We start from the raw sequence: 14,767 nt of genomic DNA, 5'->3' as shown, positions 1-14,767 counted from the left end.
TCAACCTTCCGAATGGAGCGAAAGCGTCATTCAGCTCAACCAGGGGTGGGCGGGTGGTGGGGGAGTGAGCGAGGAGCGCTAACGTTGCGCGCTGTGCGTGAAGATGTGACCGAGCACCACGGGGCTGCCGTGGACGGCGCGCTGTCTCGCAGGTTGAAGGCCCTGGCGTGTACCGCACCCCTGCACGATCTCGACGCGCGCAAGGCCAAGCTGGACTGGGCCGACGCGAGCGTGTACCAGATGGCGGAGATAGCGCTGCACACGATCGACCAGGTCACCGTAGCCATGGACTTCGACACCGGCGCGGACCACGAGCAGATCGTGCAGCGGCTCCTGCCGTTCATCGCCGCGCAGGCTCCCCAGCGCCCGCCTGCCGAGCACGAGCGTGTCGCCCGGTGGGTGCTGGACAACCTGATCAACGTCGGTTCCGTCGAGCGCGGCTTCCGGCACGTCTACGGGGCCGTCGGGGCCGACGGCAGTTACCAGCGCCGGGCGTTCGACTTCAAGCTGCTCGTCGAGCTGGCCACCCCCGCTGGTGAGGTCTACCTGCGGGCCAGCGACGAGGCGATCAACGTGCTCGTCGGAGCGTTGGACACCGACGTCGAGTCGGCGCAGGTGGCGGCCGAGGTCAAGCTGGAGAACCTGATCACGCGCGGGCGGCTCGCCGAAGCCAAGCTGGCCGCGGAGCAGGCCCGTTACCGCACCGTGCAGTACGGGGAGACGCTGCGCTCGATGCTGGAGGCCACCCGCAGGGACGTACGTACGGTGGACTGGGAGGAGGCCATCCCGCAGCTGCTCGACAGCGCGCTGGAGCACATCGAATCCCGGTTCCGTGCCGAGAACGCGATCCTGCGCAACATCACGGCTGCACGGGACGAGGCGGACGACCCGGATCACAAGAAGCGAGCCGCGGAGCTGGTGGAGATCGTCTCGGACTGCATCACCCGGCACACCCAGCTGCAGGCCCGGCTGCAAGCCGCGGGTGCGACCTTCCGCGCGGAGCAGGACCGGCAGGAGTTCTCCGGTCCGGCCAGACGCGGCGGCGTGGACCTCTTCGGTCAGCTTCTCGTTCCTGCACTGGGAGTGCCGGTCCGCGACGCAGTCGCCCCCGTCGAGGAGTACTTCACGGCGGCGAGCGGAACGTCGGTCCCGGCTGCGGCGACGCTGCCGTCGCTGGTGTCGATGCTGCTGCGGCCCGCTCCGGAACGCGAGAAGGTGGTCGGCGAGATTCCCGACCCCGAGCTGACCCCGTCCGATCAGCGCGGCAGGTTCACCGACCGGCACTGGGAACTGGCCGATGAGCTGTTCACCCGGCACGAGGCTCCCCGCAGACTCTCCGAGCTGCTGGAAGAGGCCCGCGCCGTCGATGACGAGCTTCCCCTGCTCGTCGCCCTGCGCGCGACGCACTCCTACGGTGCCGACGTGGCGACGGCATTGCGGCAGGGTTCCGGTGCGGCGCTGCTCGCCGTCGACGACGGCACGCCGTTGCGCGACAGCCGGTTCGGCGGCAGCGACCTGCTCGTGGCGATGGTCGCGCTGGACAGCGGGAGCGACGGCGCGGGCGAGGAAGCCGAACATGCCGTGGCCGCCGATGCGGCCACGGTCGCCGGACCGGAGTGACCGTGGTGGTGGGCACGAGGACCCCGGTGAACGAACCCCCGGTGAACGAACCGTGCTCGAGGAGGTGCAGTGATGGGCGCGGCTGATGCCGAAGCAGCTGCCCGGTTGATCGCCTACGGCCTGCGACCCAAACAGGTACCGGCACGGGACGCCGGTTACTCCGACCTGGTGCGGAGGTATCACGCGGACAGCCAGTTCAAGCAGCTGGCGCACGCGGTCGCTGCCGGGCTCGGCCTGCTGGTTCTGGAGGTCAACCAGCAGGCGGGGGCGGTCCTCGCGGCCACGGACGAGTCCGTCTTCGAGATCAAGATGGACAACTACGCGCGCCAGAGCAAGATCCGGGAGAGGAGGGAGACCGAGAAGGTACTGCACGGCGTCATACACCTGGCCACTGCCGCGCTCGCGTTCCCCCGTCCGGATGATCTTGCGAATGACACCTACGTCGGACGGGTGTCGGTCGAGCAGGTGGACAGCGTTGTTCGGGAGGCGTGCCGCATCCTCGACGAACGAGCCGCACAGGCCGATGAGAACGACGACCCGCTTTCCGACGCCCCTGAGCTGGAGCAGGCGTGGCGGGTATACGCTCGCAGGCCCGCGGCCGCTGCCACCAAGGACGGCAGGCTGGCACCGGACACCACGCGTGGCATGATCAGCCGTGCACTGCGGTTCCTCGCCGAGCAGGGATTCCTCGTGCACATCAACTCCGATCGCGGGGGCACGTACCGGACGACTCCGCGGTACCAGATTCAGGTCCGTGAGCTCGCGGCGGACCGCGCGTTCAGCGAGCTTCTCGACCTCGACGTGGTCGCGGTCGCCGACGACGTCGGAACGTTGCGCGCAGCCAGCAGTGAGACGCTCTAGCGGTCCGGCCGGCCGCCGGAACACCCCCATGGAGGCCGGACCGGAGCTGGAGGTATATCAATGGCTGGGCCGACGAGCGTCCGGAGGACGGGGCCTCCCTGCGGGGAGGTCGCGGCCCCCGGAGACCCCATGGCGGTCGGACCGGAACGCGAGGTGTATCAGCGGTCGGGTCCGACCGCAGGACCATGCAGGGCCGGGGCCGAGTGAGTGGACCTGACGCAGACGCGGCGAGGACGGGCCTGCTGGCGAACACGGAGCAACGGAGGTGCCGATGTACGAGCTGTCCCGGGTGCGCCTGCACTCGGTCGGTCCCGCGGGAGCGCGGTACCAGGACGTCGTGCTGGACCTCAGCGGTGTCGGGGAGGTCGTGTCGGCGCCCGCGCAGGACGCGCTGTTCAGTGCGGGGGTGCAGCTGTCCTCCGGCGCGGATGCCGAGGCGGCCGTTCCGGTCCGCAGGCCTTCCCCTGCGAGCGTGCTGTTCCTGGAGAACGGCGGCGGCAAGTCCGTGTTGATCAAGCTCATCTTCTCGGTGATGCTTCCCGGAAGGCGGCAGGTCGTCGGCACGACCAACACGCGCGTGCTGGAGAAGTTCGTCGAGGCCAAGGACGTCGCACACGTCGTGCTGGAGTGGCAGCACACCAGAACGGGACAGCGCCTGATCACGGGAAAGGTGTCCGAGTGGCGCGGTCACGTGGTCTCCTCGGACCCGGCCAACCTCGTCGACTCGTGGTACTGCTTCCGGCCGAGCGTGACGCTCAACCTCGACTCGTTACCGCTGACCTCGAACGGGCAGTTGCTGACCGTCTCGGCGTTCAAGGAAAGCCTGGACGCGCAGCACAAGGCCGAGCCGGAAGTGGACCTGTTCTGGACGCGCAAGCACAGGGACTGGACCGACCGGCTCGCGCAGCTGGGGTTGGACACCGAGCTGTTCCGCTACCAGCGCGCGATGAACGCGGGCGAGGGCGAGGCCGTCGACGCCTTCGCCTTCCAGACCGACGACGCCTTCGTCGAGTTCCTGCTGCGCGCGGTGATCGACGAGCAAGGTCCCGCGGACCTGGCAGACGTGCTCAGCAGCTACGCGGACAATCTCGCGCAGCGCGGCGAGCTGCTCGTCGAGCGCGACTTCGTCGCGGGTGCGCTCGAGCTGCTCGAGCCGCTTGTCGAGTCCTCGGACGCAGCGGCGGGCGCTCGCCGGGAAAGCGAGCGTGCGCGGGAGCAGGCGCGGGAGTTCGCGGCAGCGGTCAGCGCGCGGCGGCACGCGGAGTCCGAACGGTTGCAAGGGCTGCGTGACCACGTCGAGGAGCTGCGCACCGCGGAGCGCCTCGCCGAGGGAGACCACAGGCGGAAAGGCGCCGTGGTCACCGAGCTCCGCCGGGTCGTCGCCCTGCTGCGGCTCGACGCGGGGCAGGCCGATGCCGACCGCCTCGCCGAGCAGGTCGCCGAGGCCGACACCACGGCAAGGGCATGGCGAGCCACCTCGACGGTACTGGCACATCTCAACGCCGCGCACAAGGCGAAAGCCACCCGCGAGCTGGTCGGCAACAGGGAAGAGCGCGCGCAGCCCGCGCTCGCGGCCAAGAACGCCGCCGCGACAGCGCTGGCAAGGGGATTGCTTGCGCTGGCGGAGGATGCCAGGGCGGATGCCGAGCAGGCCGAACGGGCGGCCGAGTCGGCGCGGCGGTCGGCCACGGACGCCCAGCACCAGCGGGACGATGCCATGGCCAAGGCGGCCGAGCACAGCGCGCGTGCCGAGTCGCTCGACTCCCGCATCGCCGAGGTCGAGCAGCGTGTGCGGGAGGCCGTCGAGGCGGGAACCCTGCAGGAGGGCACCGACACCGATGGCGTCGCGGCGGCCGAGCGTAGCGCGCGGGAGGCGGCCGAGCGCGCCGAGCGTGACCTCGCCCAGCACGAGCGCGAGCTCGCCGAGGTCGAGACGGAGCACGCGGAGGCGACCGGGGCACTGCATTCCGAGCAGCAGCGGCGCAGCAGTGCGCGCGCACGGGCCGAGGCGGCGCAGGCCGAGCTCGACCGGGCCAACGAACGGACCGGGGCACTCGCTGCGGACCCGCGCCTCGCCGAGTTGCTCGGCGGGGAGAGCGTGCACCTGGACGTGGATCTTCCCGTGCTGCTGAACCGGTTGGCCGAGGCGCGCAACCAGGCGGACCGCGCGGCCACGGAACTGCGGATGGCCGAGGCCGCCGATGAGCGCGCGATGCAGGCGCTCGGGTCCGCGGGGCTGCTTCCCCCGCCCGAGGACGTGCAGCACGTGCTGGACATCCTCGAGGAAGCCGGGATCACCGCGTGGTCCGGCCTGCGCTACCTGTCCACGTTGAGCTCGGCGCGTGCCGAGGAGGTGCTGAACAGGTACCCGCAGCTGGTAGGCGGGGTGCTGATCAACGACCCGTCCCGGCTCGAGCGCGCACGGGAGGTGTTGTCCGAGACCACCCTGTTGCCACGCGCCGCCATGGCCGTGGGGTGTACCCAGGCGGTCTCGCACTCGGACGGCCCTGACAACCCCGACGGCCCCGACAACCCCGACGGCGCGGGCAGCGGCACGGCTCCGGGTGTGGAGTTCGTCATCCCACCGAACCCTGCGCTCTACGACGAGAATGCCGCCGACCGGGAACGCACCGCGGTCGGCAGGCGGCAGGCCGAGCGCAAGCAGGAGCTGGCCCGGCTGTCCGAGCAGTCCTCATCGGATGCCGCTCTCGAGTGGAAGCTGCGTGCCTGGCGTGAGGAGTACCCGGCCGGAGCGGTGGCAACCCTTGCCGAACGGGCCGAGGAGGCCTGGTCGGAGTACGAGCATGCCGGTGTCGCCGAAGCTCGCGCGTCCGAGACCGTCGAGTACGTGGCCGGCCGCCGCGCCGAGCTGCGCGAGCGGATCCCCGAGCTGCGTGCCTCGGTGCGGGCTGCGACCGAGCGGGTCCGCGAGCTCGGCGAGCTGTCCGCGTCCGTGGCGCGGGTGGGGCAGTGGCGTGACGAGGCCAGGGCCGCACGCGAGCAAGCCGAGCGGCTGCAGTCCGAAGCCTCCGACGCCGAGGCTGTCGCGGGGCGGTGGCGCGAGCAGGCTGCCGAGGAGCAGCGCACCGCGGACGGGCATCACCGCACCGTGGCCAGCGCGCGCGCCGAACTGGCCGAGGTTCCCGGGGGCGGGTCCGTCTCCACGGATGAGTCGGTGCCCGAGGAGCCGATCGACGTGCTGCGCCGGAGCCTGGCAGCGGCCGACGACGCCTACGCCAAGGTGGAGGTGGGCAACGACCTGCGCGCCGAGCTCGACCACTCCGAACAGGCCGAGGCCGCGGCGCGCGCCGAGCTCGAGGCCCTCGACCCGGACGTGCGCGCGCTCGCCGAACAACTGCTCGAGACACCGGACGGCGCGGACGCGGCGTCCCGGGCTGCGGCGCAGCAGCGGGCCGAGCGGGAGTTGGACTCGGCGCAGGCACAGCGGTCGGAAGCGGTGGCCGCTGTGGCCACGCAGCGGGCCGAGCTGGAGGCATTGCCCGCTGCTCCGTCGGTCCTCGACGACTTCCAGCGGCCCGGTTCGGTCGCGTACGGGCTCGAGCTGATCAGTAACGCGCGGGACGAGGTCGCCGCCGCCGCGCGCGAGCTGGAGGAGCTGCAGCAGAAGCTGACCGAGGCCGAGGACGTGCTTGACGAAGCGGAGTCGGCCGCAGCCGGGTTCGCGATGCTCGGCGACTCGATGTCGCCGATCGTCGGCGCGGGCGCAGGCGAGCGCACCGACGAGGTCGAGGCCTACGACGGGGACATCGAGTCGGCACGCTCGCGCTGGTCGGTGCTGAACTCCGCGCTCGCGGCGGCGGACGAGGCGGTCGCGGAGGCGGACAGGCGGGTGCGCGGGCAGGCCGACGCCCTCGTGGAGTACGCGGCAGAGGAACGGTTCGAGAAGCTGTCCAGCCCGGTCCGGCGGCAGATCGTCTCGGTGCGCAGGGACAAGCTCGGCGAGCATGCCAGGGAGTGGATCTCGGCGCTGCGTCCCCGGCTGCGCAGCCTCACCGGTGATCTCGAACAGATCGACAGGCACCGCTCGGGGATCGTCAGGCGGCTGCAGGGCATGGTCGAGGGCGCGTTGCGGGTGCTGCGCTCGGCCCAGCGGCTGTCTCGCCTGCCCGACGGGCTGGGCGACTGGTCCGGTAGCGAGTTCCTGCGCATCCGTTTCACCGATCCCGACGAGTCGATGCTGGTCGAGCAGCTCGGTCAGGTCGTCGACGAGGTCGCTGCCGGGAAGTCACCGGACGGCAAGGACGTCCGGCGCGACGGGATGTCCTTGCTGCTGCGGGGCGTGCGGGCTGCGGTGCCGAAGGGGTTCCGTATCGACGTGCTCAAGCCCGACTCGGTGCTGCGTACCGAGCGACAGCGGGTCTCGGAGATCAAGGACGTGTTCTCCGGAGGCCAGCAGCTGACGGCCGCGATCGTGTTGTACTGCACCATGGCGGCGTTGCGCGCGAACGACAAGGGCCGCACGCAGGAGTCGCACTCCGGGGTGCTGTTCCTGGACAACCCGATCGGTCGGGCGTCGGCGGGGTACCTTCTGGAACTGCAGCGTGCGGTGGCCCGCGCGCTCGGAGTGCAGCTGATCTACACGACGGGACTGTTCGACGCGGGGGCTCTGAGCGAGTTCCCCCTGATCATCCGCATGCGCAACGACGCCGACCTGCGTGCAGGCCGGAAGTACCTTGCGGTGGACGCCACGATGCGCGAGGCCGTCGAGTCGCTCGGAGAACCGGACGGGGTGGGTCGTGTGTCGGCCACGCGCGTCTACGAGCGGGGTGAGGCGTGAGGACTGACACGTCGGGACAGCCGGCCGGGCATCGTGCTTCTTGATCGATCAACCTCTTCGGTATAGGCTGCGTGACCGGTACGGCGATGCGTGCGGGGGCGCTCGGATCGAAGCTGGCCAGCACGCTAGGCTGACTGCGAGCTTTAGCCGCCGCGTGCAGCTGGGTACGCCCGGCCCGTAAGCAACCTGAGCAGACAAGGAGACCAGTGCAGTGACGGTTCGTGTAGGTGTGAACGGCTTCGGCCGGATCGGCCGCAACTTCTTTAGGGCCGTGCAGGCGAGCGGCCAGGACATCGAGATCGTCGCGTTCAACGACCTCGGTGACGTCGCCACGATGGCTCACCTGCTCGCCTACGACAGCGTCCTCGGCAGGCTGTCCGAGGAGGTCACCGTCAACGACGAGGGAATCTCCGTCGGCGGCAAGACGATCAAGACCTTCGCCGAGCGCGACCCGGCCAACCTGCCGTGGGGCGACCTCGGTGTCGACGTCGTCGTGGAGTCCACCGGCCTGTTCACCCAGGCCGACGCCGCGCGCAAGCACCTCGATGCGGGGGCGCGCAAGGTCGTCATCTCGGCGCCCGCGAAGGGTGAGGACCTGACCGTCGTGCTCGGCGTCAACGACGACCAGTACGACGGTTCGCAGTCGATCATCTCCAACGCATCGTGCACCACCAACTGCCTCGGGCCGATGGCCAAGGTGCTGCACGAGAGCTTCGGCATCGAGCACGGGCTCATGACCACCATCCACGCCTACACCGCGGACCAGAACCTGCAGGACGGCCCGCACAAGGACCTGCGAAGGGCCAGGGCCGCCGGGCTGAACATCGTCCCGACGAGTACGGGAGCGGCCAAGGCGATCGGCCTGGTGCTTCCGGAGCTCAACGGCAAGCTCGACGGGTACGCGCTGCGCGTCCCGGTCCCGACCGGCTCCACGACCGACCTCACCGCGACGCTGCGCACCGAGCCTTCGGCCGACGAGGTCAACGCGGCGTTCAAGGCCGCGGCGGACGGACCGCTGAAGGGGATCCTGCGCTACAGCGAGGAACCGATCGTCTCGACCGACATCGTCACCGACCCGGCATCGACCATCTATGACGCTCCGCTGACCAACGTGATCGGCAACCAGGTCAAGATCGTCGGCTGGTACGACAACGAGTGGGGTTACTCCAACCGCCTCGCCGACCTGGTCACGCTCGTCGGTTCGAAGCTGTCCTGACGTCATGGGCGAGCTCAGCACAGTCGATGACCTGATCTCGGACGGAGTGGCCGGGCGGAGCGTGCTGCTTCGCGCGGACCTGAACGTGCCGCTGGACGAGACCTCCGACACCGCCGTGGTCACCGACGACGGCAGGATCCGGGCGATGCTGCCCACCCTTGGCAGGCTGGTCGATGCCGGCGCGCGGGTCGTGGTGGCCGCGCACCTGGGCCGTCCGGAAGGAGCCCCGGACCCGCGATACTCGCTGGCGCCTGTCGCCGCGCGACTCGGGCAGCTGCTCGACCGTCCCGTCCGGCTCGCCACCGACGTGACCGGTGCGGGCGCGCGGGCAGCCGTCGGCGAGATGACAGACGGCGCGGTCGTGGTGCTGGAGAACGTGCGGTTCGACGCGCGGGAGACGAGCAAGGACGACGCCGAGCGCGCGGAGCTGGCAGGGGAGCTCGCCGGCCTACTCGGCACCGGCGGCGCGTTCGTCTCCGACGGCTTCGGTGTGGTGCACCGCAAGCAGGCTTCGGTCTATGACGTCGCGCGGCTGCTCCCCGCCTACGCCGGCGACCTCGTGCTGTCCGAAGTCGACGTTCTTCGCACCCTCACGGGTGATCCTGCGAGACCGTACGCGGTCGTGCTCGGCGGGTCGAAGGTCTCGGACAAGCTCGGCGTGATCGACGCGCTTCTGCCCACAGTGGACCGCCTGCTCGTCGGGGGAGGGATGTGCTTCACGTTCCTCGCCGCGCAGGGCCACGAGATCGGCGACTCCCTCGTCGAGTGGGAGATGCTCGATACCTGCAAGCGGCTGCTCTCCGAGGCGGGTGACGCGCTGATCCTGCCGAGCGATGTGGTGGTGGCCGACGCGTTCGCGGCGGACGCCGACACCAGGGTCGTCGCGGCGGACGCCATCCCGCAGGGGTGGATGGGCCTGGACATCGGTCCGGACAGCGTGCGGACCTTCGCGGACGCGCTGGCGCCCGCGCGAACGGTGTTCTGGAACGGCCCCATGGGCGTGTTCGAGATGGCCGCGTTCGCCGGGGGAACCAGGGGCGTTGCCGAGGCGATCGCCGATGTCGACGGGTTCAGCGTCGTCGGTGGCGGGGACTCGGCCGCTGCGGTGCGTACGCTCGGACTGCCGGACGAGCGGTTCGGGCACATATCAACGGGCGGCGGAGCGTCGCTGGAGTTTCTCGAGGGCAAGGAACTGCCCGGCGTCACGATTCTCGAAGAAGGGGGTGCCTCGTGACCGACAAGCCGCTGATCGCGGGCAACTGGAAGATGCACCTGAACCACCTCGAGGCGATCGCGCTGGTGCAGAAGATCGCGTTCACGCTGCCCGAGAAGTACTTCAACAGCGTGGACGTCGCGGTGCTGCCGCCGTTCACCGACATCCGCAGCGTGCAGACCCTTATCGAGGGGGACAAGCTGTCCATCACGCACGGCGCTCAGGATGTCTCGGCGCACGAGTCGGGTGCCTACACCGGCGAGGTGTCCGGTGCCATGCTGGCCAAGCTCGGGTGCTCGTTCGTCGTCGTCGGGCATTCGGAGCGGCGTGAGCATCACGACGAGACGGACGAGCTGGTCAACGCCAAGGTGCGCGCCACGCTCTCCAACGGAATGGCGCCGGTCCTGTGCGTGGGGGAGAGCCTGGAGGTGCGGGAACAGAACGCGCATCTCGAGCACACCACGGAGCAGCTGCGCGCCGCGCTCAAGGGCGTCAGTGCCGAGCAGGCCGGCAACTGCGTCGTCGCGTACGAGCCGGTATGGGCGATCGGCACGGGGCGCGTCGCCACACCCGCCGACGCCGAGGAGGTCTGCGCCGCGCTACGGGAACGCCTGGCCGGGGACTACGGCGAGGAAGTGGCCCGGCGGGTTCGTGTCCTCTACGGCGGCTCGGTGAAGTCGAAGAACATCGGTGAGCTGGTCCAGCAGTCGAACATCGACGGGGCGCTGGTCGGCGGAGCCAGCCTCGACGCCGAGGAGTTCACCAAGCTCTGCGCGCTCGCCGCGGGTGGGCCGCTGCCGTAACCTGCTCGTCACCGGGTAGCCTGGTGGCCGATACGGTCCACTGGGGTCGGCCCGGCTGGCTCGACGTCACATCGTGAGGACGACATGGAATTCTTCCTGCGGGTACTTCTGGTGCTCAGCAGTCTCGCGCTGATCACAGCGGTACTCTTGCACAAGGGCCGCGGCGGGGGGTTGTCGTCGCTGTTCGGCGGCGGAACGCAGTCCAGCCTCGCCGGTTCGAGTATGGCCGAGAAAAATCTGGACAGGATCACGTTGGCCATCGGCGCCGTGTGGGTGATCTCCATCGCCGGTATCGGCCTGCTCATGAAGGTGTAGCGAAGGATGGCTGACGGGCAGGCAATTCGCGGCTCCAAGGTCGGGTCCGGCCCGGCGGGGGAGGCGGAGCGTGGTGAGTCCGCACCGCGCCGCGTGGTCTCCTACTGGTGTGCCAACGGGCACGAGTCGACTCCGGCGTTCGCGACGGACGCGGATGCTCCGCGGGAGTGGGAGTGCCAGCGGTGTGGCGTACCGGCTGGTCGTGACCGGGACAACCCGCCTGAGGCGCGGCGGACGGAGCCGTACAAGTCGCACTTCGCCTACGTTCAGGAGCGGCGCAGCGAGGAGGAGGGTCAGGCGATCCTCGCCGAGGCGCTGGAGCGGATCCAGGAACGCCGCGGACGGTAGGTGCCCGGCAGGTACCCGGTAGCCGGGGCCTGTCACCTCCGTAGCGGGTACAGCGCCGTCACTTCGAAACCGCCGTCGTCGATCGATCGCGCGTGGAACGTGCCATCGAGCTGCATGGCTCGTTCCGCGAGCCCGGCGAGCCCGTAGCCGCCGGACGGCACCTTGCGTGCGGGGGCCGTTGCCGGTGAGTTGCGGATCTCGACCCAGACCGAATCGTGATCGGAGCCCAGCCGTACGGTCGCCGTAGCCCCGGGAGCGTGCTTACGCACGTTGATCAAGGACTCCTGAACGGTGCGGTAGATCGCCGTGCTCACGTCCTCGGGGACCCGTTCCGGCGGCGTGGTGGGCTGCATGTGCACCGGTACCCCGATCGTCTCCGCCAGCTCCGCGAGCTCGTCGAGCCTGTGCCGCCTTGGCTGTTCGGCCGAGTTGTCCCGCAGCATGCTGATCACCGAGCGGAGCTCGTTGAGCGTGCGGGAGCTGAGCTGGTGGATGACGAAGCCGGACTCCCGAGCGGCTTCCAGCGTCGGAGCCGACTCCAGCACGTTCGCCTGCATGGTGATGAGCGTGATGTCGTGCGCGACCACGTCGTGCATCTCGCGCGCCAGCCGGGCACGCTCCTCGTGCCGTGCACTGCGCTGGTGTGCTTGCCGGTCCTGCTCCTGTAGCTCGGCAGCCTCGCCGGCGCGTTCGCGCCAGGCACGACACTGCACCGCGAGCCTGCCGATGGCGTAGGCACCGGCCGCGAGGAGGATCGACGTCCCCGTGCCGAGCACGCGTTCGCGCCAGCCCCCGTCGAAGCCCGGGGTAACCAACCAGGCCGGGACGGCAGCGAGCACGACCAGTGCCGGCGCCGCGTACGCGCGGTGCGGTGCGCTCGTACGGTAGGCGACGTGGCCCAGCGCGATCACGGTGGCAAGCTGTGACCAGCCGAGGACCATGCCGGGCATGGTGGCCAGCAGCGTCGCTCGCGGGTAGCTGTCGCGTGCGAGCAGTACGGCACAGGCCAGCGCCGAGCACGCCACGGCCGACACGGGCGCGTCGGGGGGAAGGCGGAGGGAAACTTCGAGCGCGGCCACCACCACGACCGCTGCGTGGGTCGCGCACGCGCGTAAGACCCGCCAGGACGGCAGGCTCGCCGATCGGGTAGGCGTGCACGAGTAGCCGGTGCGCTCGTTCAGCCGGACGTTGCGTTGCAACGCCGATCCCGCCAGTCCGTACGTCTGCACTGTGGCAGGCCTCCGGTTCCTCACCTGTCGCTGTCAGTCCCTCTACGAGAGAGGAGTCCGCCACAGCGGGTCCGGGACGCGCGAACCACAACCGACTACGGAAATGTGCGCGTGCAAACACCGCACGTGGGTGCTGAATGACGCTTTCAGTCCACGAGGCGGGCTGAATGCGTCTTTCAGCGCGCCAGATGGACTGAAAGCGTCATTCAGCGTGGGAGGCCGGCGGCGGCGTCGCGGTCGAGGAGCCAGCGGGTGTGCGCGCGGCCACGCGCGCCTGCGACCGGCACCCTGGTCTCCGGTGCCCCGGCGTAGGCGTCCGCGAGCACGTCGGCCTTACCGGCACCGGAGGCGATCACCCAGACCTCGGTGGCGCTACGGATGGCAGGCAGGGACAGCGAGACCCTGGTCGGGGGAGGCTTCGGGCAGTCGCGCACGGCCACGACCAGCCGTTCCGTCTCGCGTACCGCAGGGGAATCCGGGAATATCGATGCCACATGGCCTTCACCTCCCACACCGAGCAACACGACGTCGAACAACCCTGTCTCGGCAGTTGCGCTCTCGCCACGTCCGGTACGGCCGTGCCCGCCGATCCGGCGTTCGTACCACTCGGCCGCGGCGTCGGGATCGCCTGCGAACTCGCCGTCCGAGGGTGGCATCGGGTGGATCCGCCGCGGGTCGGCCGGGACATGGTCCAGCAGCGCTTCCCTTGCCTGCTTCTCGTTGCGTTCCGCGTCCCCTGCGGGAACGAAGCGATCGTCACCCCAGAAGACGTCGAGCCGCTCCCAGTCGACGGCCCGCGTCGCCGCGGATCGCGCGAGCTCGGTGAGTACAGCGATGCCGATGCCGCCGCCGGTGAGCGCGATCGACGCCGAGCCACGCGCGGCCTGGGTGTCCAGCACCGTGGTAACCAGCCGTGCGGCGCTCGCCGCGGCGAGCGCCTCGGCGTTGTCGTGCACGAGCAGCTGCGGTGTGGTCGTCATGAGTCCGTCCTCGCTTCGTCGTCAGTGCGGTCGGCGGTGCCACGCAGCGCAACCCCGTAGACCTCGTCGGTCTCCAACCGCCGCAACTCCTCGGTCAGCGTCTGCGCCGTCGTGCGGCGTGGCAACGCGATCGTCCGGGACGGCCGGCCGGGTTGGGTGAGCGTACCGACGCGGCCGTCGGGGCGGTACAGCTCGACGGGCCCGGACGGGCGGTCGAGCGCCACCGCGGTCATGCCGCCCACTGTCGCGCCGCCCGAGGCGCTTGCCGGTACGGATGTAGAACGGCACCCTTGCCCAGCGCCGGTTCCGCACGGCCAGCGTTACCGCGGCGTAGGTCTCGGTGCGCGAGTCGGGTGCGAACCCCTCCTCGTCGAGCAGTCCCACGACCCGGCGACCACCCTGCCAGCCACCCGTGTACCGGCCCCTGGCCGTTGTGCGGTCGAACGGTCCGATCGCCTGCGTCGCGCCGAGCACCTCGGCCTTCTCCGCGCGCAGATGGTGCGGAGCGAACGTGAGCGGCTCCTCCATCGCCGTCAGCGCGAGCAGCTGCAGGAGGTGGTTCTGGATGACGTCGCGTGCGGCGCCGATCCCGTCGTAGTAGCCCGCCTGGCCGTCGAGACCGATGTCCTCGGCCATGGTGATCTGCACGTGGTCGACGTGGTTGGCGTTCCAGACCGGCTCGAACATCTGGTTGGCGAAGCGCAGCGCCAGGATGTTCTGTACCGTTTCCTTGCCGAGGTAGTGGTCGATGCGGAACACCGACTCCTCGCCGAACACGGCGTTGACCACGGTGTTGAGCTCGCGCGCACTGGCGAGGTCGTGACCGAACGGCTTCTCGATCACCACCCTGCGCCAGGAGTCCGTGCCGGGCTCGGCGAGCCCGACCGCGGACAGCCCGTGGATGACGGAGTGAAACGCGGACGGCGGGACGGACAGGTAGAACGCGTGGTTGTTGCCGGTGCCGCGTTCGGAGTCCAGCTCGTGGACCGTACCGGCGAGGCGCCGGAAAGCCTCGGGGTTGTCGAAGCTGCCCGAGACGAACCGCAACCCGCCGACAAGGCGATCCCACACGGCTTCGTCGAACGGGGTACGCGCGTGCGCGGTCACCGCCTCGGCCATCATGTCGCGGAACTGTTCGTCGGACCAGTCCCGTCGCGCGAAACCCACGAGGGAGAAACCCGGTGGGAGCAAGCCCCGGTTGGCGAGATCGTAGACCGCGGGCACCAGCTTCTTGCGCGCGAGGTCGCCGGTCACCCGGAAGATGACAAGGCTGGACGGTCCGGCCGTGCGGGGCAGCCGCTTGTCCCTCCGGTCTCGCAACGGGTTGGGGTGGGCGGTGTGCGCCCGCGTTCCGGTGGTAGGCGCGTGGGACGAGCTCATCGGC

The 14,767-nt window shown here is 70.1% G+C and carries 11 protein-coding genes and 1 pseudogene; 8 read left to right on the top strand and 4 right to left on the bottom strand.

Features of this window, described 5'->3' with window-relative positions; all coding sequences use genetic code 11:
- Positions 1 to 93 precede the first annotated feature (93 nt).
- The 8 genes from CHB84_RS09085 (at position 94) to CHB84_RS09050 (ending at position 11,174) form a co-directional block, all read left to right on the top strand.
- Positions 94 to 1,620 (top strand): hypothetical protein, encoded by a 1,527-nt coding sequence (locus CHB84_RS09085; protein ID WP_217898498.1) that lies wholly within the window; start codon positions 94 to 96, stop codon positions 1,618 to 1,620.
- Between the two features lie 72 nt (positions 1,621 to 1,692).
- Positions 1,693 to 2,481 (top strand): hypothetical protein, encoded by a 789-nt coding sequence (locus CHB84_RS09080; RefSeq protein WP_089301103.1) that lies wholly within the window; start codon positions 1,693 to 1,695, stop codon positions 2,479 to 2,481.
- 271 nt (positions 2,482 to 2,752) lie between these two features.
- Positions 2,753 to 7,279 carry a coiled-coil domain-containing protein gene (locus CHB84_RS09075; protein WP_089301102.1) on the top strand — a complete coding sequence of 1,509 codons (4,527 nt, stop codon included), beginning with the start codon at positions 2,753 to 2,755 and terminating at the stop codon, positions 7,277 to 7,279.
- A 211-nt stretch (positions 7,280 to 7,490) separates the two neighbouring features.
- Positions 7,491 to 8,495, top strand: a complete 1,005-nt coding sequence (gene gap / locus CHB84_RS09070) for a type I glyceraldehyde-3-phosphate dehydrogenase (protein ID WP_089301101.1) — start codon at positions 7,491 to 7,493, stop codon at positions 8,493 to 8,495.
- A 4-nt stretch (positions 8,496 to 8,499) separates the two neighbouring features.
- Entirely contained in the window at positions 8,500 to 9,729 is a 1,230-nt protein-coding gene (locus tag CHB84_RS09065; protein ID WP_089301100.1) for a phosphoglycerate kinase, read from the top strand.
- Positions 9,726 to 10,511, top strand: coding sequence for a triose-phosphate isomerase (tpiA, locus tag CHB84_RS09060; RefSeq protein WP_089301099.1), 786 nt, complete (start codon positions 9,726 to 9,728; stop codon positions 10,509 to 10,511). Before CHB84_RS09065 ends, tpiA begins: the two co-directional genes overlap by 4 nt.
- A gap of 84 nt (positions 10,512 to 10,595) precedes the next feature.
- Positions 10,596 to 10,826: a preprotein translocase subunit SecG gene (secG, locus tag CHB84_RS09055; RefSeq protein ID WP_089301098.1), complete on the top strand. Its 231-nt coding sequence runs from the start codon at positions 10,596 to 10,598 to the stop codon at positions 10,824 to 10,826.
- A 6-nt stretch (positions 10,827 to 10,832) separates the two neighbouring features.
- Positions 10,833 to 11,174 carry an RNA polymerase-binding protein RbpA gene (locus CHB84_RS09050; RefSeq protein WP_089301097.1) on the top strand — a complete coding sequence of 114 codons (342 nt, stop codon included), beginning with the start codon at positions 10,833 to 10,835 and terminating at the stop codon, positions 11,172 to 11,174.
- A gap of 32 nt (positions 11,175 to 11,206) precedes the next feature.
- On the opposite strand, the gene CHB84_RS09045 is transcribed toward CHB84_RS09050, so the two are convergent.
- From CHB84_RS09045 to zwf, 4 genes and pseudogenes are all read right to left on the bottom strand, one after another.
- Positions 11,207 to 12,403 (bottom strand): sensor histidine kinase, encoded by a 1,197-nt coding sequence (locus tag CHB84_RS09045; protein WP_089301096.1) that lies wholly within the window; start codon positions 12,401 to 12,403, stop codon positions 11,207 to 11,209.
- A 206-nt stretch (positions 12,404 to 12,609) separates the two neighbouring features.
- Positions 12,610 to 13,383 (bottom strand): 6-phosphogluconolactonase, encoded by a 774-nt coding sequence (gene pgl / locus CHB84_RS09040; protein ID WP_089301095.1) that lies wholly within the window; start codon positions 13,381 to 13,383, stop codon positions 12,610 to 12,612.
- Positions 13,380 to 13,616, bottom strand: coding sequence for an OpcA/G6PD domain-containing protein (locus tag CHB84_RS23180; RefSeq protein ID WP_089301094.1), 237 nt, complete (start codon positions 13,614 to 13,616; stop codon positions 13,380 to 13,382). Before CHB84_RS23180 ends, pgl begins: the two co-directional genes overlap by 4 nt.
- 13 nt (positions 13,617 to 13,629) lie before the next feature.
- Positions 13,630 to 14,763 (bottom strand): annotated as a pseudogene (gene zwf / locus CHB84_RS09030) (glucose-6-phosphate dehydrogenase); the annotation flags it as partial.
- Positions 14,764 to 14,767: the final 4 nt, after the last annotated feature.

This window comes from Haloechinothrix alba (assembly GCF_900188115.1).
GTDB classification, from domain to species: Bacteria; Actinomycetota; Actinomycetes; order Mycobacteriales; family Pseudonocardiaceae; genus Haloechinothrix; species Haloechinothrix alba.
This window is presented reverse-complemented; position numbering and strand designations above follow the sequence as displayed.

What these genes read in the sequence shown, in the direction of transcription:
- secG (WP_089301098.1), top strand. Translation starts at nt 10,596, where the DNA reads ATGGAATTCTTCCTGCGGGTACTTCTGGTGCTCAGCAGTCTCGCGCTG.
- CHB84_RS23180 (WP_089301094.1), bottom strand. Translation starts at nt 13,616, where the DNA reads ATGACCGCGGTGGCGCTCGACCGCCCGTCCGGGCCCGTCGAGCTGTAC.
- CHB84_RS09075 (WP_089301102.1), top strand. Translation starts at nt 2,753, where the DNA reads ATGTACGAGCTGTCCCGGGTGCGCCTGCACTCGGTCGGTCCCGCGGGA.
- CHB84_RS09050 (WP_089301097.1), top strand. Translation starts at nt 10,833, where the DNA reads ATGGCTGACGGGCAGGCAATTCGCGGCTCCAAGGTCGGGTCCGGCCCG.
- CHB84_RS09065 (WP_089301100.1), top strand. Translation starts at nt 8,500, where the DNA reads ATGGGCGAGCTCAGCACAGTCGATGACCTGATCTCGGACGGAGTGGCC.
- CHB84_RS09080 (WP_089301103.1), top strand. Translation starts at nt 1,693, where the DNA reads ATGGGCGCGGCTGATGCCGAAGCAGCTGCCCGGTTGATCGCCTACGGC.
- pgl (WP_089301095.1), bottom strand. Translation starts at nt 13,383, where the DNA reads ATGACGACCACACCGCAGCTGCTCGTGCACGACAACGCCGAGGCGCTC.